This is a genomic window from Nocardiopsis protaetiae, from assembly GCF_045446735.1.
Lineage (GTDB): Bacteria > Actinomycetota > Actinomycetes > Streptosporangiales > Streptosporangiaceae > Nocardiopsis > Nocardiopsis protaetiae.
In genome coordinates, this window is record NZ_JBJJBV010000150.1 from 1 (window position 1) to 17,339 (window position 17,339).

12 protein-coding genes are annotated in these 17,339 nt (G+C 74.7%); 5 read left to right on the top strand and 7 right to left on the bottom strand.

Features of this window, described 5'->3' with window-relative positions; translation table 11 throughout:
• The coding region (locus ACJOT3_RS21555) for an LLM class F420-dependent oxidoreductase (RefSeq protein ID WP_406974885.1) at nt 1-779 on the bottom strand (779 nt) is incomplete at its 3' end.
• Between the two features lie 537 nt (nt 780-1,316).
• Entirely contained in the window at nt 1,317-2,162 is an 846-nt protein-coding gene (panB, locus tag ACJOT3_RS21560) for a 3-methyl-2-oxobutanoate hydroxymethyltransferase (RefSeq protein ID WP_406974886.1), read from the bottom strand.
• 493 nt (nt 2,163-2,655) lie between these two features.
• Between panB and ACJOT3_RS21565 the strand changes: the two genes are divergently transcribed.
• Nucleotides 2,656-4,263 (top strand): MFS transporter, encoded by a 1,608-nt coding sequence (locus ACJOT3_RS21565; protein ID WP_406974887.1) that lies wholly within the window; start codon nt 2,656-2,658, stop codon nt 4,261-4,263.
• Nucleotides 4,264-4,626: 363 nt separating this feature from the next.
• Here the strand turns inward: ACJOT3_RS21565 and ACJOT3_RS21570 are convergent, their stop codons facing one another.
• Both ACJOT3_RS21570 and ACJOT3_RS21575 read right to left on the bottom strand, forming a co-directional pair.
• Nucleotides 4,627-5,232, bottom strand: coding sequence for a response regulator transcription factor (locus ACJOT3_RS21570; RefSeq protein WP_406974888.1), 606 nt, complete (start codon nt 5,230-5,232; stop codon nt 4,627-4,629).
• Entirely contained in the window at nt 5,229-6,425 is a 1,197-nt protein-coding gene (locus ACJOT3_RS21575; RefSeq protein WP_406974889.1) for a sensor histidine kinase, read from the bottom strand. The genes ACJOT3_RS21570 and ACJOT3_RS21575 overlap by 4 nt, the downstream gene beginning before the upstream one ends.
• Before the next feature lie 199 nt (nt 6,426-6,624).
• Between ACJOT3_RS21575 and ACJOT3_RS21580 the strand changes: the two genes are divergently transcribed.
• From ACJOT3_RS21580 to ACJOT3_RS21590, 3 genes are all read left to right on the top strand, one after another.
• On the top strand, nt 6,625-7,281 hold the full coding sequence (locus tag ACJOT3_RS21580) for a hypothetical protein (protein WP_406974890.1): 657 nt from the start codon (nt 6,625-6,627) through the stop codon (nt 7,279-7,281).
• Nucleotides 7,282-7,431: 150 nt separating this feature from the next.
• Nucleotides 7,432-10,332, top strand: a complete 2,901-nt coding sequence (locus ACJOT3_RS21585; RefSeq protein ID WP_406974891.1) for a helix-turn-helix transcriptional regulator — start codon at nt 7,432-7,434, stop codon at nt 10,330-10,332.
• A 122-nt stretch (nt 10,333-10,454) separates the two neighbouring features.
• On the top strand, nt 10,455-13,355 hold the full coding sequence (locus tag ACJOT3_RS21590; RefSeq protein WP_406974892.1) for a helix-turn-helix transcriptional regulator: 2,901 nt from the start codon (nt 10,455-10,457) through the stop codon (nt 13,353-13,355).
• Here ACJOT3_RS21590 and ACJOT3_RS21595 read toward each other — a convergent pair.
• Genes ACJOT3_RS21595 through ACJOT3_RS21605 form a run of 3 tightly spaced genes read right to left on the bottom strand, consistent with a single transcriptional unit; the run spans nt 13,336 to nt 14,980 of the window.
• Nucleotides 13,336-14,319 (bottom strand): NAD(P)-dependent alcohol dehydrogenase, encoded by a 984-nt coding sequence (locus ACJOT3_RS21595; RefSeq protein ID WP_406974893.1) that lies wholly within the window; start codon nt 14,317-14,319, stop codon nt 13,336-13,338. The two genes, ACJOT3_RS21590 and ACJOT3_RS21595, sit on opposite strands and share 20 nt — an antisense overlap.
• 2 nt (nt 14,320-14,321) lie before the next feature.
• Nucleotides 14,322-14,582 carry a hypothetical protein gene (locus ACJOT3_RS21600; protein ID WP_406974894.1) on the bottom strand — a complete coding sequence of 87 codons (261 nt, stop codon included), beginning with the start codon at nt 14,580-14,582 and terminating at the stop codon, nt 14,322-14,324.
• Entirely contained in the window at nt 14,582-14,980 is a 399-nt protein-coding gene (locus ACJOT3_RS21605) for an ArsR/SmtB family transcription factor (RefSeq protein ID WP_406974895.1), read from the bottom strand. Before ACJOT3_RS21605 ends, ACJOT3_RS21600 begins: the two co-directional genes overlap by 1 nt.
• Nucleotides 14,981-15,954: 974 nt before the next feature.
• On the opposite strand from ACJOT3_RS21605, the gene ACJOT3_RS21610 reads away from it, so the two are divergent.
• The gene (locus ACJOT3_RS21610; RefSeq protein ID WP_406974896.1) at nt 15,955-16,440 is read left to right on the top strand and encodes a hypothetical protein; all 486 of its coding nucleotides are present in this window, start codon (nt 15,955-15,957) and stop codon (nt 16,438-16,440) included.
• Nucleotides 16,441-17,339: the final 899 nt, after the last annotated feature.

Consider the following 17,339-nt stretch of genomic DNA (forward strand, 5'->3'; position numbering starts at 1 on the left):
AAGTTCTTGCCCTTGGCGCCCATGCCGCCGACGTACAGGGCGATCATCGGCCGCACGAAGTCGAGCAGCTTCTTGGTGTCCTCGCCCTCGCCGATGGCGAGCAGGCCGCCCGCGGCGATCTCCAGCCCGCCCAGCGACGCGTCGCGCTTGCCCCTGCCCGCGGACAGCGCCTCGCCCCACACGGTGTCGGCCTTCTCGGGGATGAACAGGTGGGGGAGCCAGCCGTCGGCGATCTCGGCGGTCATCTCCACGTTCTTGATGCCCAGGGACGCCACGTAGATCGGGATCTCCGAACGCACCGGGTGGTTGATGATCTTGAGCGGCTTGCCCAGGCCGGTGCCCCGCTCGGCGGGCAGCGGCAGCTGGAACACGGGGCCGTCGTGGGTGAGGCGCTCCTCGCGCTTCCACACCTTGCGGCAGATCTCGATGGTGTCGCGGGTGCGGGCCAGCGGCTTGACGTAGGGGACGCCGTGGAAGCCCTCGATGACCTGCGGGCCGCTGGCGCCCAGGCCGAGGATGGCCCGGCCGCCGGACAAGTCGTCGAGCCCGGCGGCGGTCATCGCGATGAGGGTGGGGGTGCGGCTGTACAGGGGCAGGATCGCCGAACCGATGTTGACGGTCTCGGTGCGGGCGGCGATGTAGCCCATGAGGGTGGGGGCGTCGAAGCCGTACGCCTCGGCGACCCACACGGTGTCCAGTCCGGCCTTCTCCAGTTCGACGATCTGGTCGACCGCGGCCTTGGGCTCGCCCGCGTACTGGAGCGGCATCGAGATGCGCATGCGTCCTCCCAAGGGCCGGGTGCCCCGGCCCGCGTAGGTGCTGGGATATGAGGCGACTCTACTACCGAGTACGGTTCGGTTCGTGGCCTGCCTCACATGAATCCAACACCCTCCCGCCCCGAACCGCGCGCCCCGAACCGCGCGCCCCGCACCCGCCGACACCCGCGTGCCTCGCAACCTGTGCTCTGCGCGTCTCGGCCGTCCCCTCGCACCCGTGCACTCCGGCCGCCGCCCGCTCCGGACGGCCCCCGCTCCGGACGGCTCCGCCGTGTCGCCGTCCCCGCCCCCCGCCCCCGTCCCCGCCCTCGCCGCCGTGCGCATGGCGGCCCCGCCGGGGACGGCGACCGCCGTCCGTACCCCATGCCTTCAGGCCGCGCCCGCTTCGGCCGCCGATCCCGGGAGAGCCCGCCCGGGGGCGCTCCCGCCGCGCCCCGCGGCCGTCCGCGCTCTTTCCGCCTCACCGGCCCGGAACGGCGAACGCCGGCCGGGGCGGGTGCCCCGGCCGGCGTCCGGTGGAGAAGAGGACCCCCGGAGGGATCAGCTCGCGTACGAGTGCTCGGCGTCGGGGAAGACCCCGTTGACGACCTCGTCGGCGAACGTCGACGCCGCGTCGCGCAGCGTCTCGTGCAGGTTGGCGTAGGTCTTGACGAACTTGGCCACCCGCGGGCTCAGCCCGGCCATGTCCTGCCACACCAGCACCTGGGCGTCGGTGGCCTTGCCCGCCCCGATCCCGATGGTCGGGATGTCCAGCTGCTCGGTGACCTGCGCGGCCAGGTCGCTGGGCACGCACTCCAGCACGACCGCGAACGCGCCCGCCCGCTCCAGCTCCTTGGCGTCCTTGAGCAGCCCGGCGGCGGCCTCGCCGCGGCCCTGCACCCGGTACCCGCCCAGCGTGTTCACCGACTGGGGGGTCAGGCCCAGGTGCGCCATCACCGGGATGCCCGCCGACACCAGCAGTTCCACCTGCCGGGCGACGGCGTGGCCGCCCTCCAGCTTCACGGCCTGGGCGCCGCCCTCCTTCATGAACCGGGAGGCGGTGGCCAGGGCCTGCTCGGGGGAGGCCTGGTAGGAGCCGAACGGCAGGTCCGCCACCACCAGCGCCCGCTTGGTGGAGCGGGACACCGCGGCGGTGAGGGGCACCAGCTCGTCCACGGAGATCGGGACGGTGGTGTCGTAGCCGTACACGACGTTGGCCGCCGAGTCGCCGACGAGGAGCACGGGGATGCCCGCGTCGTCGAACACCCGGGCGGTGAGCGCGTCGTAGGCGGTCAGCATCGGCCAGGCCTCGCCGCGCCGCTTGGCGGCGGCCAGGTCGCGGATGGTGACGCGCCGGTTGGTGACCCCGCCGTACAGGGCGGAGGGGGTCTTGTCAGTGGTGCTCATGTTGTCTTCCTCCGTTGTCTCGAAGCACCGCGTGGGTGTCCCCGGACGTGTGGACGAAATAGATGTGCGCCGCGCGGACGCGGCGGTGTGCGGCCCCGTGAGGGGCCGGGGGCGGGTCGGGCTCGGGCCGCCGCCGTCGGCGGTGGGAAGGGCCCCGCCCGCGTGCCGTGTGTGCATCATCGCACGGCCGCGCGCGTCCGCTTCCTTCGGGATACAACCGGAACCGGCACCGGGAACTTCCCCCGCACCCCCGCCTCTCGGACGGGCGTGCGTCACGGTCGGCAGCCCGGTGCGACACCCCCGGCATCCCGGCCCGGCGCCCCCGGCGCCGCCCGCACCCGGCACGGCACACCCGACGACCCGGCACGGGCACATCCGATCATCGGGAGTGCGCCGCGGAACCGTCCACCCCGGCCGCTACCATGACGATTCCGGTCAGACGGGGCATCGGCCCCGGGGCGCGGACCGGCTCGTGTGGAATGAAGGTGCTCGCGTGGACGCTGGGACGGCTTATCGACGGCGGTGGGGCGGGCTGGCGGTCCTCATCATCTGCCTGCTGGTGCTCGTCGCGGACAACACCATCCTCAACGTCGCCCTGCGCACCCTCTCCGACCCCGAACTCGGCGTGGGCGCCAGCCAGTCCGAGCTGGCCTGGGCGATCAACTCCTACACCCTGGTCTTCGCCGGCCTGCTGTTCACCTTCGGCGTCCTGGGCGACCGGTGGGGGCGGCGGCGGATGATCACCGCGGGCCTGGTGGTGTTCGGCGCCGCCTCCGCGCTGTCCGCCTACTCCCAGAGCCCCGAGCAGCTCATCGCCGCCCGCGCCGTCATGGGGTTCGGCGCGGCCATGGTGATGCCGCAGACCCTGTCGGTCATCACGAACATCTTCCCGCCCGAGGAGCGCGGCCGCGCCATCGGCCTGTGGTCGGGTTCGGTGGGCCTGGCCATGGCGATCGGGCCGTCGGCGGGCGGCCTGCTGCTGGAGAACTTCTGGTGGGGGTCGATCTTCCTCGTCAACGTGCCGTTCGTGCTGCTGGGCCTGGCACTGATGTACTTCCTCGTCCCGGAGTCCAAGGACGAGGCCCCCGGCCGCCTGGACGTGCTCGGCGTGCTGCTGTCCATCCCGGGCCTGGTGCTGCTCATCTACGGGATCATCACCGCGGGTGAGCGCTCCTCCCTGGCCGACCCCGACGTGTGGGGCGCGCTGCTGGGCGGCCTGGCGGTCGTCGCCCTGTTCCTGTTCCACGAGTCGCGCACCGCGAACCCGTCGCTGGACGTGCGGTTCTTCAAGAACCCCCGGTTCAGCGTCGCCATGGCCACCATCATGCTGATGTTCTTCAGCATGTCCGGGCTCATCTTCTTCATGAGCTTCTACTGGCAGAGCGTGCGGGAGTTCACCCCGTTCGTCGCCGGGCTGCTGGTGCTCCCGGCGGCGGTCGGGCAGATGGTCCTGGCCCCGCTCAGCCCGAACCTGGTCCACCGGTTCGGGCCGCGGGCGGTCGCAGCCACCGGCATCCTCGTCGTCTGCGCCAGCATGGCGTTCTTCACCCTGCTGGCGGTCGACACCCCGATCTGGCTCATCCTGATCTTCTTCTTCACCCAGGCCAGCGCCATGGCGGTGGTCCTCACCCCGTCCACCGACGCGATCGTCTCGTCGGTGCCGCCGGGCAAGGCGGGGGCGGCCTCGGCGATGCAGAACACCGTGCGCCAGGTGGCCACCGCGATGGGCGTCGCGGTGCTGGGCGCGGTGATCTCCTTCCGCTACCGGGCGGGCATCACCCCGACCCTGGAGGAGGTGGCCGCCACCGAGGAGGGCGCCGCCGCGCACCTGAGCGGCCCGGGGCTGCACGCGGCGGGCGAGTCGATCGAGGCCACCCTTGCGGTGGCGCGCGGCCTGGGCGAGGCGGGGCGGGTGCTGCTGGCCCCGGCCAAGGAGGCGTTCCTGGCGGGGCTGCACACGGCGGCGCTGGTGTCGCTGTGCTGCGGGCTCGCCGGGGTGGTCGTGGTGCTGGTGTGGATGCCGCGCGAGGCGGGGGCCCACCGCACCGCGGCCGAACCCCGCACCCCCGCGCCCGAGGCCGAGAACGACGGCCGGAGCTGATCCGGCCCCGTCGCGCCGGGCCGGGGTCCGAAACGGGCGGCCGGAGCCGGTCGACCCGGGTCGGTGCCCGAGGCGAGCTGCCGCCGCCCCGCCGCCGCCCGCTCCCGAGGCGGGCGGCCGGACCCGATCAGCCCGGGTCGGTGCCCTGGGCACGTTCGAAGAGGACGGCCGACGCCGCCCCGCCCGAGGCGGATGGCCGCCGCTCACCTGCCCGGGCCGGGGGCCGGGTCCCGGTCCGGTGCGGGTGACCGCCGACGACCCGCCGGGGCCGGGACCCCGGCTCCGTCCGGGGCCACCGGGCAGACCCTGGATCCAGCGACGACCCGCCGGGCCCCGGCCCCGTCCGGGCCCACCGGCCGGGTCCTAGATCCAGCCCTCCTCCCAGGCGCGGTGGGCGGCCGCGTGCCGGGACGCCGCCCCCAGCTTGCCCATCGCCGACGACAGGTAGTTGCGCACCGTCCCGGGCGCCAGGTGCACCCGGGCGGCGATCTCGTTGACGGACGCCCCGTCCCGCGAGTGCCGCAGCACCTCCAGCTCCCGCTCCCCGAGCGGGCAGTCGTCCTCGGTGAGCGCGGACGCGGCGATGTCGGGGTCCACGTACCGGCGGCCCGCCGCCACCTCCCGCAGGATCTCGGCGAGCCGCTCGGCCGGGGTGGTCTTGGGCACGAACCCGCTCGCCCCGGCCCGCAGGGCGCGGCGCAGCACCCCGGGCCGGGCGTGCCGGGTCACCAGCACCACCCGGCAGCCGGGGTCCTCCCGGATCTCCTCGGCGGCCCGCAGCCCGTCCGCCGGGGGCATCTCCAGGTCCAGGACCGCGATGTCGGGCCGGTGCGCGCGGGCCAGCCGCACCGCGTCGGTGGAGGTGGCGGCCTGCGCCACGACCTCCAGGTCCGGCTCCAGCCCGAGCAGGGCGGCCAGGGCGCCGCGCAGCAGGTCCTCGTCGTCGGCGACCAGCAGCCGGATGCTCATCCGTTCCCCTCCCAGGGCAGGGTGACGGTCACGGTGAACCGGCCGCCCGTGGTGTCCCGTGTCAGTGTGCCCCCGGCGGCCCCGACCCGCTCGGCCAGGGAGCTCAGCCCGGTGCCGTCGCCGCCCGCGGCGGGGTCGGCGCCGTCGTTGGCGACCCGCAGCCGGACGCCGCCGCCGTCGGGGCGCAGGGCGATCTCCACCTCGCCCGCCCGGCTGTGCCGCAGCACGTTGGTGGTCGCCTCGCGCACCACCAGCCCCAGCAGCCCCCGCGCCTCGTCGGTGCCGCCGTCGAGGGCCTCCACCTCCGAGCGCACCCGGATACCGGCGGCGTCCAGGACCCTGGCGGCGTTGGCGACCTCCCGCTCCAGCGAGGTGCGCCGGTAGCCCCGGACCACGGCCCGGGTGTCGCGCAGCGCGTCGGCGGCCAGCCCCGCGACCTCCCGCATCTCCCCGGCGGCCCGCGCCGGGTCGGCCTCGGCCAGCCGGGCGGCCAGCTGGGCCTTGAGCGCGATCACCTGGAGGTGGTGGCCCTGCACGTCGTGCAGCTCGGCGGCGAACCGCAGCCGCTCCCGGGCGACCGCCAGCCGGCCGGCCAGGCGGCGGGACTCGTCGAGGCGTTCGGCGACGTCCCAGGTCCACAGCAGACCCAGCACCGTCCAGGCCACGACCAGCGTCAGCCCGGGCGGGAACAGCGCATCGAACGCGCCCGAGCCGCGCACCAGCCCGGGAACGGCCAGGGCGAGCGCGACCGCGACGACGAACGCCCAGGCCCGGCGCGGTCGCAGGAACACCGCCACGGGCGCGGCCATCGTCGCCGGGAGCACCGACCACAGCTCGTCGCCGCGGGGCCACAGCACCAGCGCGGTGACCACCGCGCCCGCCCATCCGACCGCCGCCCACGCGGTGGGGAAGGGGCCGTCGGCCCCGCGGGCCAGACGGCGGCCGAACAGCGCCACCACACAGACCGAGACCGCGGCCAGCCCCAGCAGCCCGGCGGCCGTCGCCCACGGCGACAGGTCCGGGGCCCACAGGCGCGGGGCCAGCACCGGGACGATGAAGGCCACGGTGACCCCGGCCAGGCTCCACCAGGTGAACCGGCGCAGGCCGCCGGTCCCGGGCCCGTCGTCGGCCCCGAACCCGTCGCCGGGCCGGTCGTCGGTGTCGGCTGTGTTCACCGGGCCGTTCGTGCTCACCGGGCCATTGTCGCAGCGGCCCCCGGCCCGTGGCAGGGGCCGTACCGGGCCCGCATGACGGATGTCATGCGCACGGGTGACACCCGCACGCCGATGCCGGTGGTCCGGCACTACCGGGCGCGGCCCGCCGGGAGGAGTCTGGAGACACGACGACGGATACCCCCTCCGGGTACAGGAGGGCGACACCGAGGAGGCCCCCGTGAACGCGCACGAGACCGACCCCCGATCGAACAGCACTGTGGATGACACCACGCACGACACCCCGGCCGACGGGCGGGCCGACCGGCCCGCGGAGACACGGGCCCGCCGGGCCGGCCGCTTCCTGCTCGCCCGCTGGCCCACCGTGGTGGCGCTGCTCGCCGCGGTCGCCTTCGGCGACGGCGGCGAGGGCATCGGCTCCGCGTACGTCTACGCCGACATCCTCCCGCTGCTGCCCCTCATCTACCTGCTCATGGCCAAGGTGGGGGAGCGGTACCGGTACCTCACCTGGCCCCTGGTCCTGTCCTCCTTCGTGGTGGTCACGGTCCTGCGGGCCGCCGAGCTCGTCGCCCCCTCCACGGTCTTCACCGCCCTGGCCCTGCTGGTCCTGGTCTGGTCGGTGCTGGACGGGCACCTGTTCCGCTCGGGCACGTACCGGGTCCAGGCGCTGGGCATGCTGTTCTTCGGCGGGCTGGGGCTGATCGGCCTGGCGGTCGACCCCGAGGCGGCCCGCTACCTGATCGCGGCTGGCTGGCTCCTGCACGGCTTCTGGGACTTCTACCACCTGTGGAAGGACCGCCTGGTGTCCCGCTCCTTCGCCGAGTGGTGCGGGGTGATCGACGTCTGGGTCGCCGCCGAGCTGGTCTTCCGCTTCTGACCGCCACCGCCACTGCCACCACCGCGCCCCGCGCCCGCCCCGGGTGCGGGGCGCCGTCGCGCCCGCCCCGGTGCGGCCGCGCTCGCGGGCATGCGCCTGATCATGCGCGGGGTGCGGCACGGGGCGGGCGGAACACCGTACTGTGGCGGAATGCAGGACGATTCCCCCCGCCCCGTGTTCATCGGCCGTGACCGCCAGCTCGCCGCCCTCGTCGAGGACGCCCACCGCGTCCGCGCCGAGGGCGCCCGGGCCCTGCTGGTCTGCGGCGACGCCGGGATCGGCAAGACCCGGCTCATCGACGAGTACCGGGACCGCACACCGCTGGGCCGCACCGCCGTCGGCGGCTGCCTCGAACTCGGCGGCGACGGCATCCCCTTCGCGCCCTTCACCGCGCTGCTGCGGGACCTGTCCCGCGACCCGCGCGACGGCGGTGCCGGTGGCCCCGGTGGCCCCGGCGGCACCGGCCCGGTCCCCGGGACCGGCCCCGTCCCGGGCGCCGACGACACCGGCCGGGCGCGGCTGTTCGAGTCCGTCCTCACCTTCCTGGAGGAACAGGCGCGCGGGGGCGGGCTGCTCGCGGTCGTGGAGGACCTGCACTGGGCCGACGCCTCCACCCGCGACCTGCTGGTGTTCCTGCTGCGCAACCTGGGGGAGGCCCCGGTCCACCTGGTGGCCACGGTGCGCACCGACGACCTGCACCGCACCCACCCGCTGCGCCGCCTGCTGCCCCAGATCGAACGGCTTCCCCGGGTCTCGCGCCTGGACGTCGAACCCTTCAGCCGCGACGAGGTCGCCGCCCAGGCCGCCGTCCTGCGCGGCCGCCCGCCCGCCGACCTCGACCTGCTGCACGAGCGCAGCGGCGGCAACCCCCTGTTCGTGGAGGCGCTCCTGGACGGGCCGGACGGTCCGCTGCCCGACGGGCCCCGCGAGCTGCTGTCGGCCGCCGTGGACCGGCTGTCCGACGACGCCCGCCGGGCGGTCGGGCTGATCGCCGCCTCCGGTGACCGCATCGGCCACACCCTGCTGTCGGCGGTGGCCCGCCGGGCCGGGGTCGGCGAGGAGGCCCTGGACACCGCCCTGCGTTCGGCCGTGGACGCGCGGGTGCTGCGCGCCACCGCCGACGGGTACGTGTTCCGGCACGCCCTGCTCGCCGAGGCCGTCTACACCGACCTGCTGCCGGGGGAGCGCATCCGCGTGCACCGGCGCTACGCCGAGGCCCTCCAGCGCGGGGTCCCGGGGCTGACGGAGGCCGAGACCGCCCTGCAACTGGCCCACCACGCCCACGCCGGGGGTGACCAGCCGCTGGCCCTGTCCACCGCCTGGGCCGCCGCCGGGCACGCCGCCGCGGCGGCCGCCCACCCCGAGCGGCTGGCCCTGCTCGAACGCGTGCTGGAACTGTGGGACCTGGTCCCCGACGCCGCCGAACGGGTGGGCGAACCCCGCGCCGAGGTGCTGCGCCTGGCCGCCACCGTGTGCCTGCTGGCCGGGTCGCTGCGCCGCGCGGTGGACTACGCCACCGAGGGCCTGGAGGAGCTGGGCGTCACCGGCTACCACGAGCCGGGCCTCAAGGAGTCCCCGCCCAACGGCGCGCTCATCGCGGGCCTGCGCTACGCCCGCGCCTACGCCTACAAGGAGCTGGGCAGCGACGGCGGGCTGGAGGACCTGGCCGACGCGTTCGTGGTGATGGAGCGGGGCGATTCCCACGCGGCGTCGGTCGGAGCGCTGCTGGCATCCACGTTCATGGTGCGCAACCACCCCACGCAGGCCCGGCGCGCCGCGGAGAGGGCGCTGCGCACGGCCCGCGAACTCGGTGACCGGGGCAGCGAGGCCGACGCGCTCATCACCCTGGGCAGCCTGACCGCGCCGGAGGACCCGGACGGGGCGCTGCGGATGCTCCGCGAGGGCATCGCCATCGCCCGGGACCGGGAGCACGCGCAGGCGGAGCTGCGGGGGTGGACGAACCTGGCCGGGAGCCTGTCGGGGGCGGGGCGCGTGGAGGAGGCCTACGACACCGCGCGGCGCGGGCTGGAGCGCACCGGGGAGCTGGGGCTGGCGCGCACCCAGGGCCAGGCGTTCCGCCTGTCCATGGCGGTGAACCGCTTCTACCAGCTGCGGGTGGAGGAGGGCGAGCGGCTGCTGGACCCGGGGGCGGGCGACCGGCTGATCCGGGCCCGGACGTGGTCGATGGTCCAGCAGCTCGCCTTCTACCGGCGGGACGCCGTGGGCGTGGACACCGCCCTGGAGGAGTTCCGCCGCCTGCTGCCCGAGCGGAGCAGCTCCCCGTCGGAGTACACGCCAATCCGCTTCACGGAGATGATGCGCGCGGCGGTCGAGGGGCGGTTCGGCGCGGCGGCCGACATCGCACTGCGCCTGCTGGACGGCGGCGACCTGGAGAACCCCCATCTGGACGACCTGCACATGAACAACCTCGGCTACGTAGCCGAGGTGGTGGACATGATGCGCGACGAACCCGGGTGGGAGGAGACGGCGGCCGACCTGGCGGCGGGGGTGCGCGAGGTTCTCGGGGGGTTGCCCGAGGACATCCCGCACCCGATGAACCGGTTGATCCGCGACCGGTCGCGGGCGCAGGCGGACGAGGACGCGGCCGCGGCCTCGCAGGCCCTGGAGGGCCTGCTGCCGGGGCTGCGCGAGCACCGGTTCCAGCGCATGTACCTGCTGCTGGCCGCGGCCCGCGCCGCCGCCCGGGCGGGGCGCACCGACCTGGCGGCCGACCGCCTGGCGGAGGTGGATGAGGCCGCGCGGGAGAGCGGGCTGACGCTGTTCGCCGAGCTGGCCGACCGGATCCGCGGCCGGCACGGGCTGCCCCGGCCGCGCTCCCTGGCGGCGGGGGAGGCCCCGGCGGGGCTGACCCAGCGGGAGGTGGAGGTGCTGCGGCTGGTGGCCCGGGGGATGACCAACCGGGAGATCGGCGAGAAGCTGTTCATCTCGGCCAAGACGGTGAGCGTGCACATGTCCAACCTGATGGGCAAGCTCGGGGTGACCAACCGCAACGCGGCGGCGGTGCGGGCCCGGGAACTGGGCCTGGACTGATCGTTGCCTGGACCGGTCGATGCCTGGACCGATCGCCCGAATGTCCGGTTTGTGATCTATGTAGTAAAGGCGGGGGTTTCTCGCCTCCCGGGCATCCCTGCCATCCCGGGCATACTGACGCCATGACCTCCACCCCCACGGCGTTCATCGGACGCGGACCCCACCTCGCCCACCTGCTGGCCGAAACCGACCTGGCCGCCCGCGGAGACGCGCGGACCACCCTGGTCCTCGGGGACGCCGGGGTCGGCAAGACCCGCCTGCTCCAGGAGTACCTGGGGCGCACGCCCCTGGCCCGCACGGCGGTCGGCGCCTGCCTGGAGACCAGCGGCGGCACCGTCGCCTTCGCACCCTTCGCCGCCGCCCTGCGCCACCTGGTCCGCGAGGTCCCGCCCGCCCCGGCCCGGGCCGGGGCGCTCGCCCGGCTGCTCCCCGAACTCGGGACCGCCGCCGCGCCCGACGAGGACCGCACCCGGCTGTTCGAGGCCGTCCTGTCCTACCTGGAGGACACCTCCGCCGACGGCGGCCTGGCCCTGGTGATCGAGGACCTGCACTGGGCCGACGCCTCCACCCGCGACCTCCTCCTCTTCCTGGCGCGCAACCTCGGCCCCGCCCCGGTCCACCTGCTGGCCACCGTCCGCACCGACGACCTGCACCGCACCCACCCGCTGCGCCGCCTCCTGCCCGACCTGGAGCGCCCGGCCCGCGCCACCCGGCTGGACCTGGGTCCCTTCGACCGCGAGGAGGTCGCCGCCCAGGCGGCCGCGCTGCGCGGCGGCGCCCGCCCCGACCCCCGCACGCTGGACCTGCTCTACGAGCGCAGCGGCGGCAGCCCCCTGTTCGTGGAGGCCCTGGTGTCCGCCCCGGACGACGGGCTCCCCGACACCTCCCGCGACCTGCTGCTGCGCGCCGTCGACCGCCTCCCCGACACCGACCGCGCGGTGCTGGGCCTGGCCGCGCTGTCGGGGGTGCGCGTGCACCACGCTCTGCTGGCGGCCGTGGCCGCCGACCTCTCCGAGGACGACCTGGACGGGGTGCTGCGCCGCGCCGTCGACGCTCGGGTGCTGCGCGTGGCGGGGGAGGACTACGGGTTCGGGCACGCGCTGCTGGCCGAGGCGGTGCGCGAGGACCTGCTCCCGGGGCAGCGGGTGCGCGGCCACCGCCGGTACGTGGCCGCCCTGGAGGCGGGGGTGCCCGGGCTGGCCGAACCGGAGCGGGTGCTGCGCCTGGCCCACCACGCCGACGCGGTGCATGACCACCCCCGCGCGTTCGCCGCGCTGTGGGCGGCGGCCGGGCACGCGGCGGACGCGTTCGCCCACCCCGAGCGGCTGGCGGCGGTGGAGCGGCTGCTGGAGCTGTGGGAGCTGCTGCCCGACCCGGAGGCGGTGACCGCCCCGCTGGGGGTCACGCGCGGGCGGCTGCTGCTGGACGCGGCCCGGGCGGCCGTGCAGACCGGCGGCTCCTCGCACGAGGCGCTGCGCTACACGGCGGAGGGGGAGGCGCAGACCGCGGACCCCGTCGCCAGGGCCGGGTTCCTGCTGCTGCGCTCCCAGGCGCTCAAGGCCCTGCACCGCCGTGCCGAGAGTCTGGAAGCGCTGGACGAGGCCTCGGCGCTGCTGCCGGAGGGGCACCCGGACCACATCGCGGTCAGCGGCGCCCGGGCGGCGCTGCTCTACCCCCAGGGACGCGAGGAGGAGGCGGGCCGGGCCGCCCGGGAGGTCCTGGACCGTGCCCGCGCCGCCGGGGACCGGCACAGCGAGGCCGACGCCCTCATCACCCTGGGCAGCGCACTCGAAGTGGGACGCGCGGACGGATCGCTCCCCCTGCTCACCCAGGGGATCGCGCGGGCCCGGGACCTGGGGATGGTCGACACCGAACTGCGGGGGCTGAACAACATCGCGGTCCACCACCTGTACCGGCTGGAGTGGCACGAGTGCCTGCGGGCGGAGCGGGACCTCCTGGACCGGTGCGCGGAACTGGGCATCCTCCGGACCCGCGGGCCCCTCCCCGGGACGGAGACGGCCGGAGCGCTCCTGGACCTGGGGCGGATGCGCGAGGCCGAGGAGGTGCTGGCCGGGTTCTCCGGGGGCCGGCTCGACGAGGGGACCCGCCGGTTCGTGCTCGCCGAGATCCGGTTGGCCCAGCGGGACATCGCGGGGGCGCGGGAGCACTGGGAACAGTCGGCCGGGGCGGTCCGGGACACCGACACGCACCTGTACGCGTCGGTGGACCAGTTGGGACTGCGGGTGCTGACCGCGGAGGGGGACCTGGAGGCGGCGCTGGAGACGGCGCACCGGATGATCGCGCGGGAGGGGGAGGGGCTGCCGACGCAGTCGTCGCTGAACGGGCTGGGGCCGCTGGCCGGGCTGGTGCGCGCGCTGCGGCGGGCCGGGCGTGTGGAGGAGGCGGAAGGGCTGGCCGGGAGGGTCGGGGTGTTCCTGCGCCCGTCGCCGTGGTGGACCACCCCGTACGGGGAGCTGCGGCGCGCCCAGGCGCGGGCGCGTCTGGCGGCCGAACCCGCCGAGTGCCTGGACCGGTGGGAGCGGGCGCTGGCGATGGTGCGCGGCAAGGGGTTGCACCTGGAGGAGTTCCTGCTGCTGGAGGAGGCCTGCCGGGCGGCCGCCGAGGCGGGGGAGGGCGCCCGGGCGCGGGAGCTGTTCGGTGCGCTGGAAGAGGGCGTGGGGCTGCTGGACACGGACGCCCCGCTGCGCGAGCGGTACGTGGAACCGCTGCGGGCGGTGGTCGGGGGGTCGCGCGGGGGGTCGCGCCGGGGGCCGCGGCTCCCGGCGGGGCTGACGCCCCGCGAGGCCGAGGTGCTGGCGCAGGCGGCCGCGGGGCTCGGCAACGCCGAGATCGGGGAGAGGCTGTTCATCTCGGCGAAGACGGTGAGCGTGCACATGTCCAACCTGATGGGCAAGCTCGGGGTGAGCAACCGCCACGCGGCCGGGGTGAAGGCCCGGGAGCTGGGGCTCACTCCTCCCGTAGGGCTGACGCCTCCCGGAGGTCTCACTCCTCCCGCAGAGTGACCACGACCTTGCCGCGGGCGTGCCCCTCGGAGACGTGGGCGAGCGCTTCGACGGCCTCCTCGAACGGGTAGGTCCGGCCGATCAGGGGCCGCAGGTCGCCCCGCGCGATCCGGGAGAACAGGTACCCGACCTCGTCCCGGCTGGTCCGGGCCAGGAGGGGGCGCAGCCTGCGCCCGGTGAGCGGCGAGGTCAGGGACGCGGCGGCGTTGCGCCACAGCGGGCCCATCATCGGCGTTCCGTTCCCGGAGGACAGCACCAGCGTGCCGTCGGGGGCGAGCGCGGTGCGCAGCTCGCGCAGGGTCCGGTTCCCGGCCAGGTCGACGACGACGTCGTAGGGTCCGGTGCCGACGAAGTCCTCGGCCGCGTAGTCGATCACGCGGGCGGCGCCCAGGGAGAGCACCGTCTCGGCGTTGCGGGCGCCGCACACCCCGGTGACCTCGGCCCCGTTCGCGGCGGCCAGCTGAACGGTGAAGGAGCCCACGCCGCCGGCGGCGCCGTTGACGAGCACCCGGTGGCCTGACCTCACCCCGCCCACGCGCACGGCCTGGAGGGCGGTCACCCCGGCCAGGGGCACGGCGGCGGCCTCGGCCAGCGGCAGGGAGGCGGACACGCGCACCGGCAGCGTCTCCTTCAGGCAGGCGTACTCGGCGAGGGCGCCGTCGCCCTCGGCGGCCACCCGGTCGCCCACGGACAGGCGGGTCACCCCGGGGCCGACGGCGTCGACCACGCCCGCCAGGTCCCGGCCGCGGATCGGCTGCCGGGGCCGGGGCAGGCCGAAGGCCAGGCGGCCGATGGTGGGCCTGCCGCGCATGATGTACACGTCGGCGGCGTTGAGCGCGGCGGCGTGCACCCGGACGCGGACCTCGCCCTCGCCGGGTTCGGGCACGGGGATGTCGTCGAAGGCGAGGACGTCGCGGGCCTCGCCGTAGGAGTCTTGGAGGAGTGCTCTCATCAGGTCGGACATGGTCATTCCACCGTTCGGAGGATCTGCTCGATCGAGGCCGCGCGGGCGCGCAGCTCGGCGACGTCCGCGGCGGTGCGCTGCTGGGCGTCGAGGGTGGTGGCGGCCAGCTCTTCGTAGCGGGCCACCAGCCGCTGGAGTTCGTCGGCGCGGGCGGCGCCGATGGTGATCTTGCGGGCTTCCTGCCGGCTGGCCTCGATCGCGATGCCGACGAAGGTGGCGATCGCGAGCAGGCCGAGGATGAGGATCACGATGGGCCAGTCCATTACTGCTTCTCCTGGTTCTTCTTGACGGTGGGGCTCGTGCCCTTGACGGCGGGGCTCGTGTCCTTGACGGTGGGGCCCGCGTTCTCCTTGGCGGTGAGGCTCGCGGCCGCGGTGGCGATCAGGTCCGGGGTGAGGTGCAGGTCCAGGTCGGCGAGCTCGAAGTACTTCATGGCCTTGCCGTCCTCGGACAGCTCCAGGCTGCCGACGACCACTCCGGCGGCCTCCAGGCGCTGTAGGTGCATGTGGAGCAGGGGGCGGCTGATGCCGATGACGCGCGCGAGGTTGCTGACGTAGTCGCGGCCGCCCCGGAGCGTCGCGATGATCCGCAGGCGCACCGGGTTGGCGAGCGCGGCGAACAGCTCGACGAGCTCGTCACCGGTGGGGTCGCGCTGTGTCATGTCTTTCCTATACGTGTAAGAAAGTCCTTACACATGAAAGATAGGCTTGTGGTCTGTTGAATGCAAGGGCTGTCAGGGGCCTGGTTCCCGGAGCGGTTTTTTGTGGGTGCCACTCTTGAGGCCGGGTGGGGTGTCATTGCGGCCGTCACCCCTTGGGGTTGGGGATGGTGGTTGGGGTTGGGGTTGTGGGTCTTCCTCCCGTCAGCCCTGGCGTCGGGGCTGCGGGTGACTGTGGCCTTCACCCCCCTTGCCCCCTGCGGCGGAGGTTTCGGTGCTTGCGGCCTCCACCCACTGGGGCGAGGCCGCGGTTCGCCTTCCGGTCTGGGGCTGGGGCCGCGGGTGACCGCGGCCGTCACCCCCTGGGGTGGGGGTGGTGGTTCTTCCTCCGGACACCCTCTGGGGTCGGGGAGGGCGGTGGGGGCTGGGGTTACCCCGTCTGTGGTTGGGCTTTCAAGCGAGGTCTGTGCAACCGCGGGTTTGCAGTCGGGGCGTCTTTCCGTGGACCTGTGTGGTCGGGGGTGTGCGCTGTGCCCCGACCCGTCCCCTGGAAAAACCCCCACCACTCGGGACGTGAGTCCAACGCGTACGCCTTTGTGGTCTGCCGAGCGTCGTACCGTGGGGACGGCTCCGCGCCCAGCCCGGGTCTGTACGTTCCCAGGGGGTGACCCGTGGAGACCAACGCGACCGAGAGCGGTCTCCGCACACCGCCCTCCGCAGATGGCTGAGGGCCTGGAAACCTGCTCTTGCTGTCTCACCCCCTGGGGCCGGGGTCCCGTCCCGCTCTACCGAAACCCCCCGGGGTCGGGGCGGGAGGCCTCCTACTGCCGTCACCCCTTGTGGCGGGGGAGGCGCAACGCACTCCGGCTGTGGCTAAGGCCCCGGGTAGGTGACCGGGCTGGGGCTGAGGACTCCGGGAAGGGGCGTGAGTACCGGCACTCATGCGCCCGCCGGGCCACAGGCGGGAAGATTGGGACATGAACACGACCCTGACGCGCCCGCCCCGCACTCCGCGCCCGCTGTTCGCGCTGTACACCGCCCTGTTGCTGGTCGGCGCCGCGCTGGCTGCCTGGTGGGCCACCTGGACCTCGCCGGAGGAGGCCCGGAATTGGGGGATCACGCCGCAGGAGGCGGACTACGCGATCACGCCGCCCCCGCTGCCGGAGTGGGCCGTGCCCGTCCTCGGCATCACCGGCCTGTTGCTCGCTCTGGCCGGAGGCGCGCTGGTGATCCGTGAGCTGCGCGCCCGCCGCGCCACCTTCTCCTGGGTGCTGGCCGCCTTCCTGCTGCTGCCGGTGGCCCTGTTCGGCGGCCTCTGGTGGTCGGTCTCCACCGCTCCCACCATTGGAGCCAACATCGGCCTGGGCCTGGTCTACATAGTCCTGGGCCCGCTCGCCGTGGTCTTCCTCCTCGGTGCCCTGGGCTCTGCCCTCACCGCCCTCTTCCCCCGCCGAGACCGGTGACCTCCCCCGCCACAGGGGGTTTCCACCCGATCGGGACCCCGACCCCAGCCCGGTCACCTACCCGGGGCCTCAGCCCCAGCCCGGTCACTTGCCCGGGGCCTTCGTCATAGGGGTTTCCTACCTGACCTGGGGCCTCAGCTCCAGCCCGGTCACCTCTCTGGCCTCCCCCGCCGCAGGGGGTGAGGGCCGCAGGAGGCCTCCGGTCCCGGTTCCAGGGGGTTGCCCACTTTCCCCGGGGCCTCAGCCCCAGCCCGGTCACCTACCCGGGGCCTTAGCCCCAGCCGGAGGGCGTCGCGCCTCCCTCGCCGCAGGGGGTGACGGCAGTAGGAGGCTTCCCGCCCCCACCTCAGGGGGTTTCGGTAGAGCGGGACTGGACCCCGGCCCCAGGGGGTGAGACAGCAAGAGCAGGTTTCCAGAACAGCAACCATCTGCGGACGGCGGTCTGAAGGTCCGCACACGGTCGCGTTGGTCTCCACGGGTCACCCCTTGGGAACGTACAGACCCGGGCTGGGCGCGGAGCCGTCCCCACGGTACGACGCTCGGCAGACCACAAAGGCGTACGCGTTGGACTCACGTCCCCGGTGGTGGGGGTTTTTCCAGGGGACGGGTCGGGGCACAGCGCACATCCCCGACCACACAGGTCCACGGAAAGACGCTCCGACTGTGAAGCCGCGGTTGCACAGACCTCGCTTGAAAGCCCAACCACAGACGGGGTAACCCCAGCCCCCACCGCCCTCCCCGACCACAGGGGGTGTCCGGAGGAAGAACCACAACCCCCACCCCAGACGCAGTAACCCCAACTCCACCCACCCTCCCGCCACCACACAGCAGGTCCGAGCACGCGTCCGCCAAGCGCTCCGCCGAGAACTCCCCGAGCCCCCGAGAACACCCCCAAGAAC

Excerpts from the sequence above, each read along its gene's own strand:
- panB (WP_406974886.1), bottom strand. The coding sequence starts at position 2,162 with ATGAGCACCACTGACAAGACCCCCTCCGCCCTGTACGGCGGGGTCACC.
- ACJOT3_RS21570 (WP_406974888.1), bottom strand. The coding sequence starts at position 5,232 with ATGAGCATCCGGCTGCTGGTCGCCGACGACGAGGACCTGCTGCGCGGC.
- ACJOT3_RS21585 (WP_406974891.1), top strand. The coding sequence starts at position 7,432 with ATGCAGGACGATTCCCCCCGCCCCGTGTTCATCGGCCGTGACCGCCAG.
- ACJOT3_RS21590 (WP_406974892.1), top strand. The coding sequence starts at position 10,455 with ATGACCTCCACCCCCACGGCGTTCATCGGACGCGGACCCCACCTCGCC.
- ACJOT3_RS21595 (WP_406974893.1), bottom strand. The coding sequence starts at position 14,319 with ATGTCCGACCTGATGAGAGCACTCCTCCAAGACTCCTACGGCGAGGCC.
- ACJOT3_RS21600 (WP_406974894.1), bottom strand. The coding sequence starts at position 14,582 with ATGGACTGGCCCATCGTGATCCTCATCCTCGGCCTGCTCGCGATCGCC.
- ACJOT3_RS21605 (WP_406974895.1), bottom strand. The coding sequence starts at position 14,980 with ATGACACAGCGCGACCCCACCGGTGACGAGCTCGTCGAGCTGTTCGCC.
- ACJOT3_RS21610 (WP_406974896.1), top strand. The coding sequence starts at position 15,955 with ATGAACACGACCCTGACGCGCCCGCCCCGCACTCCGCGCCCGCTGTTC.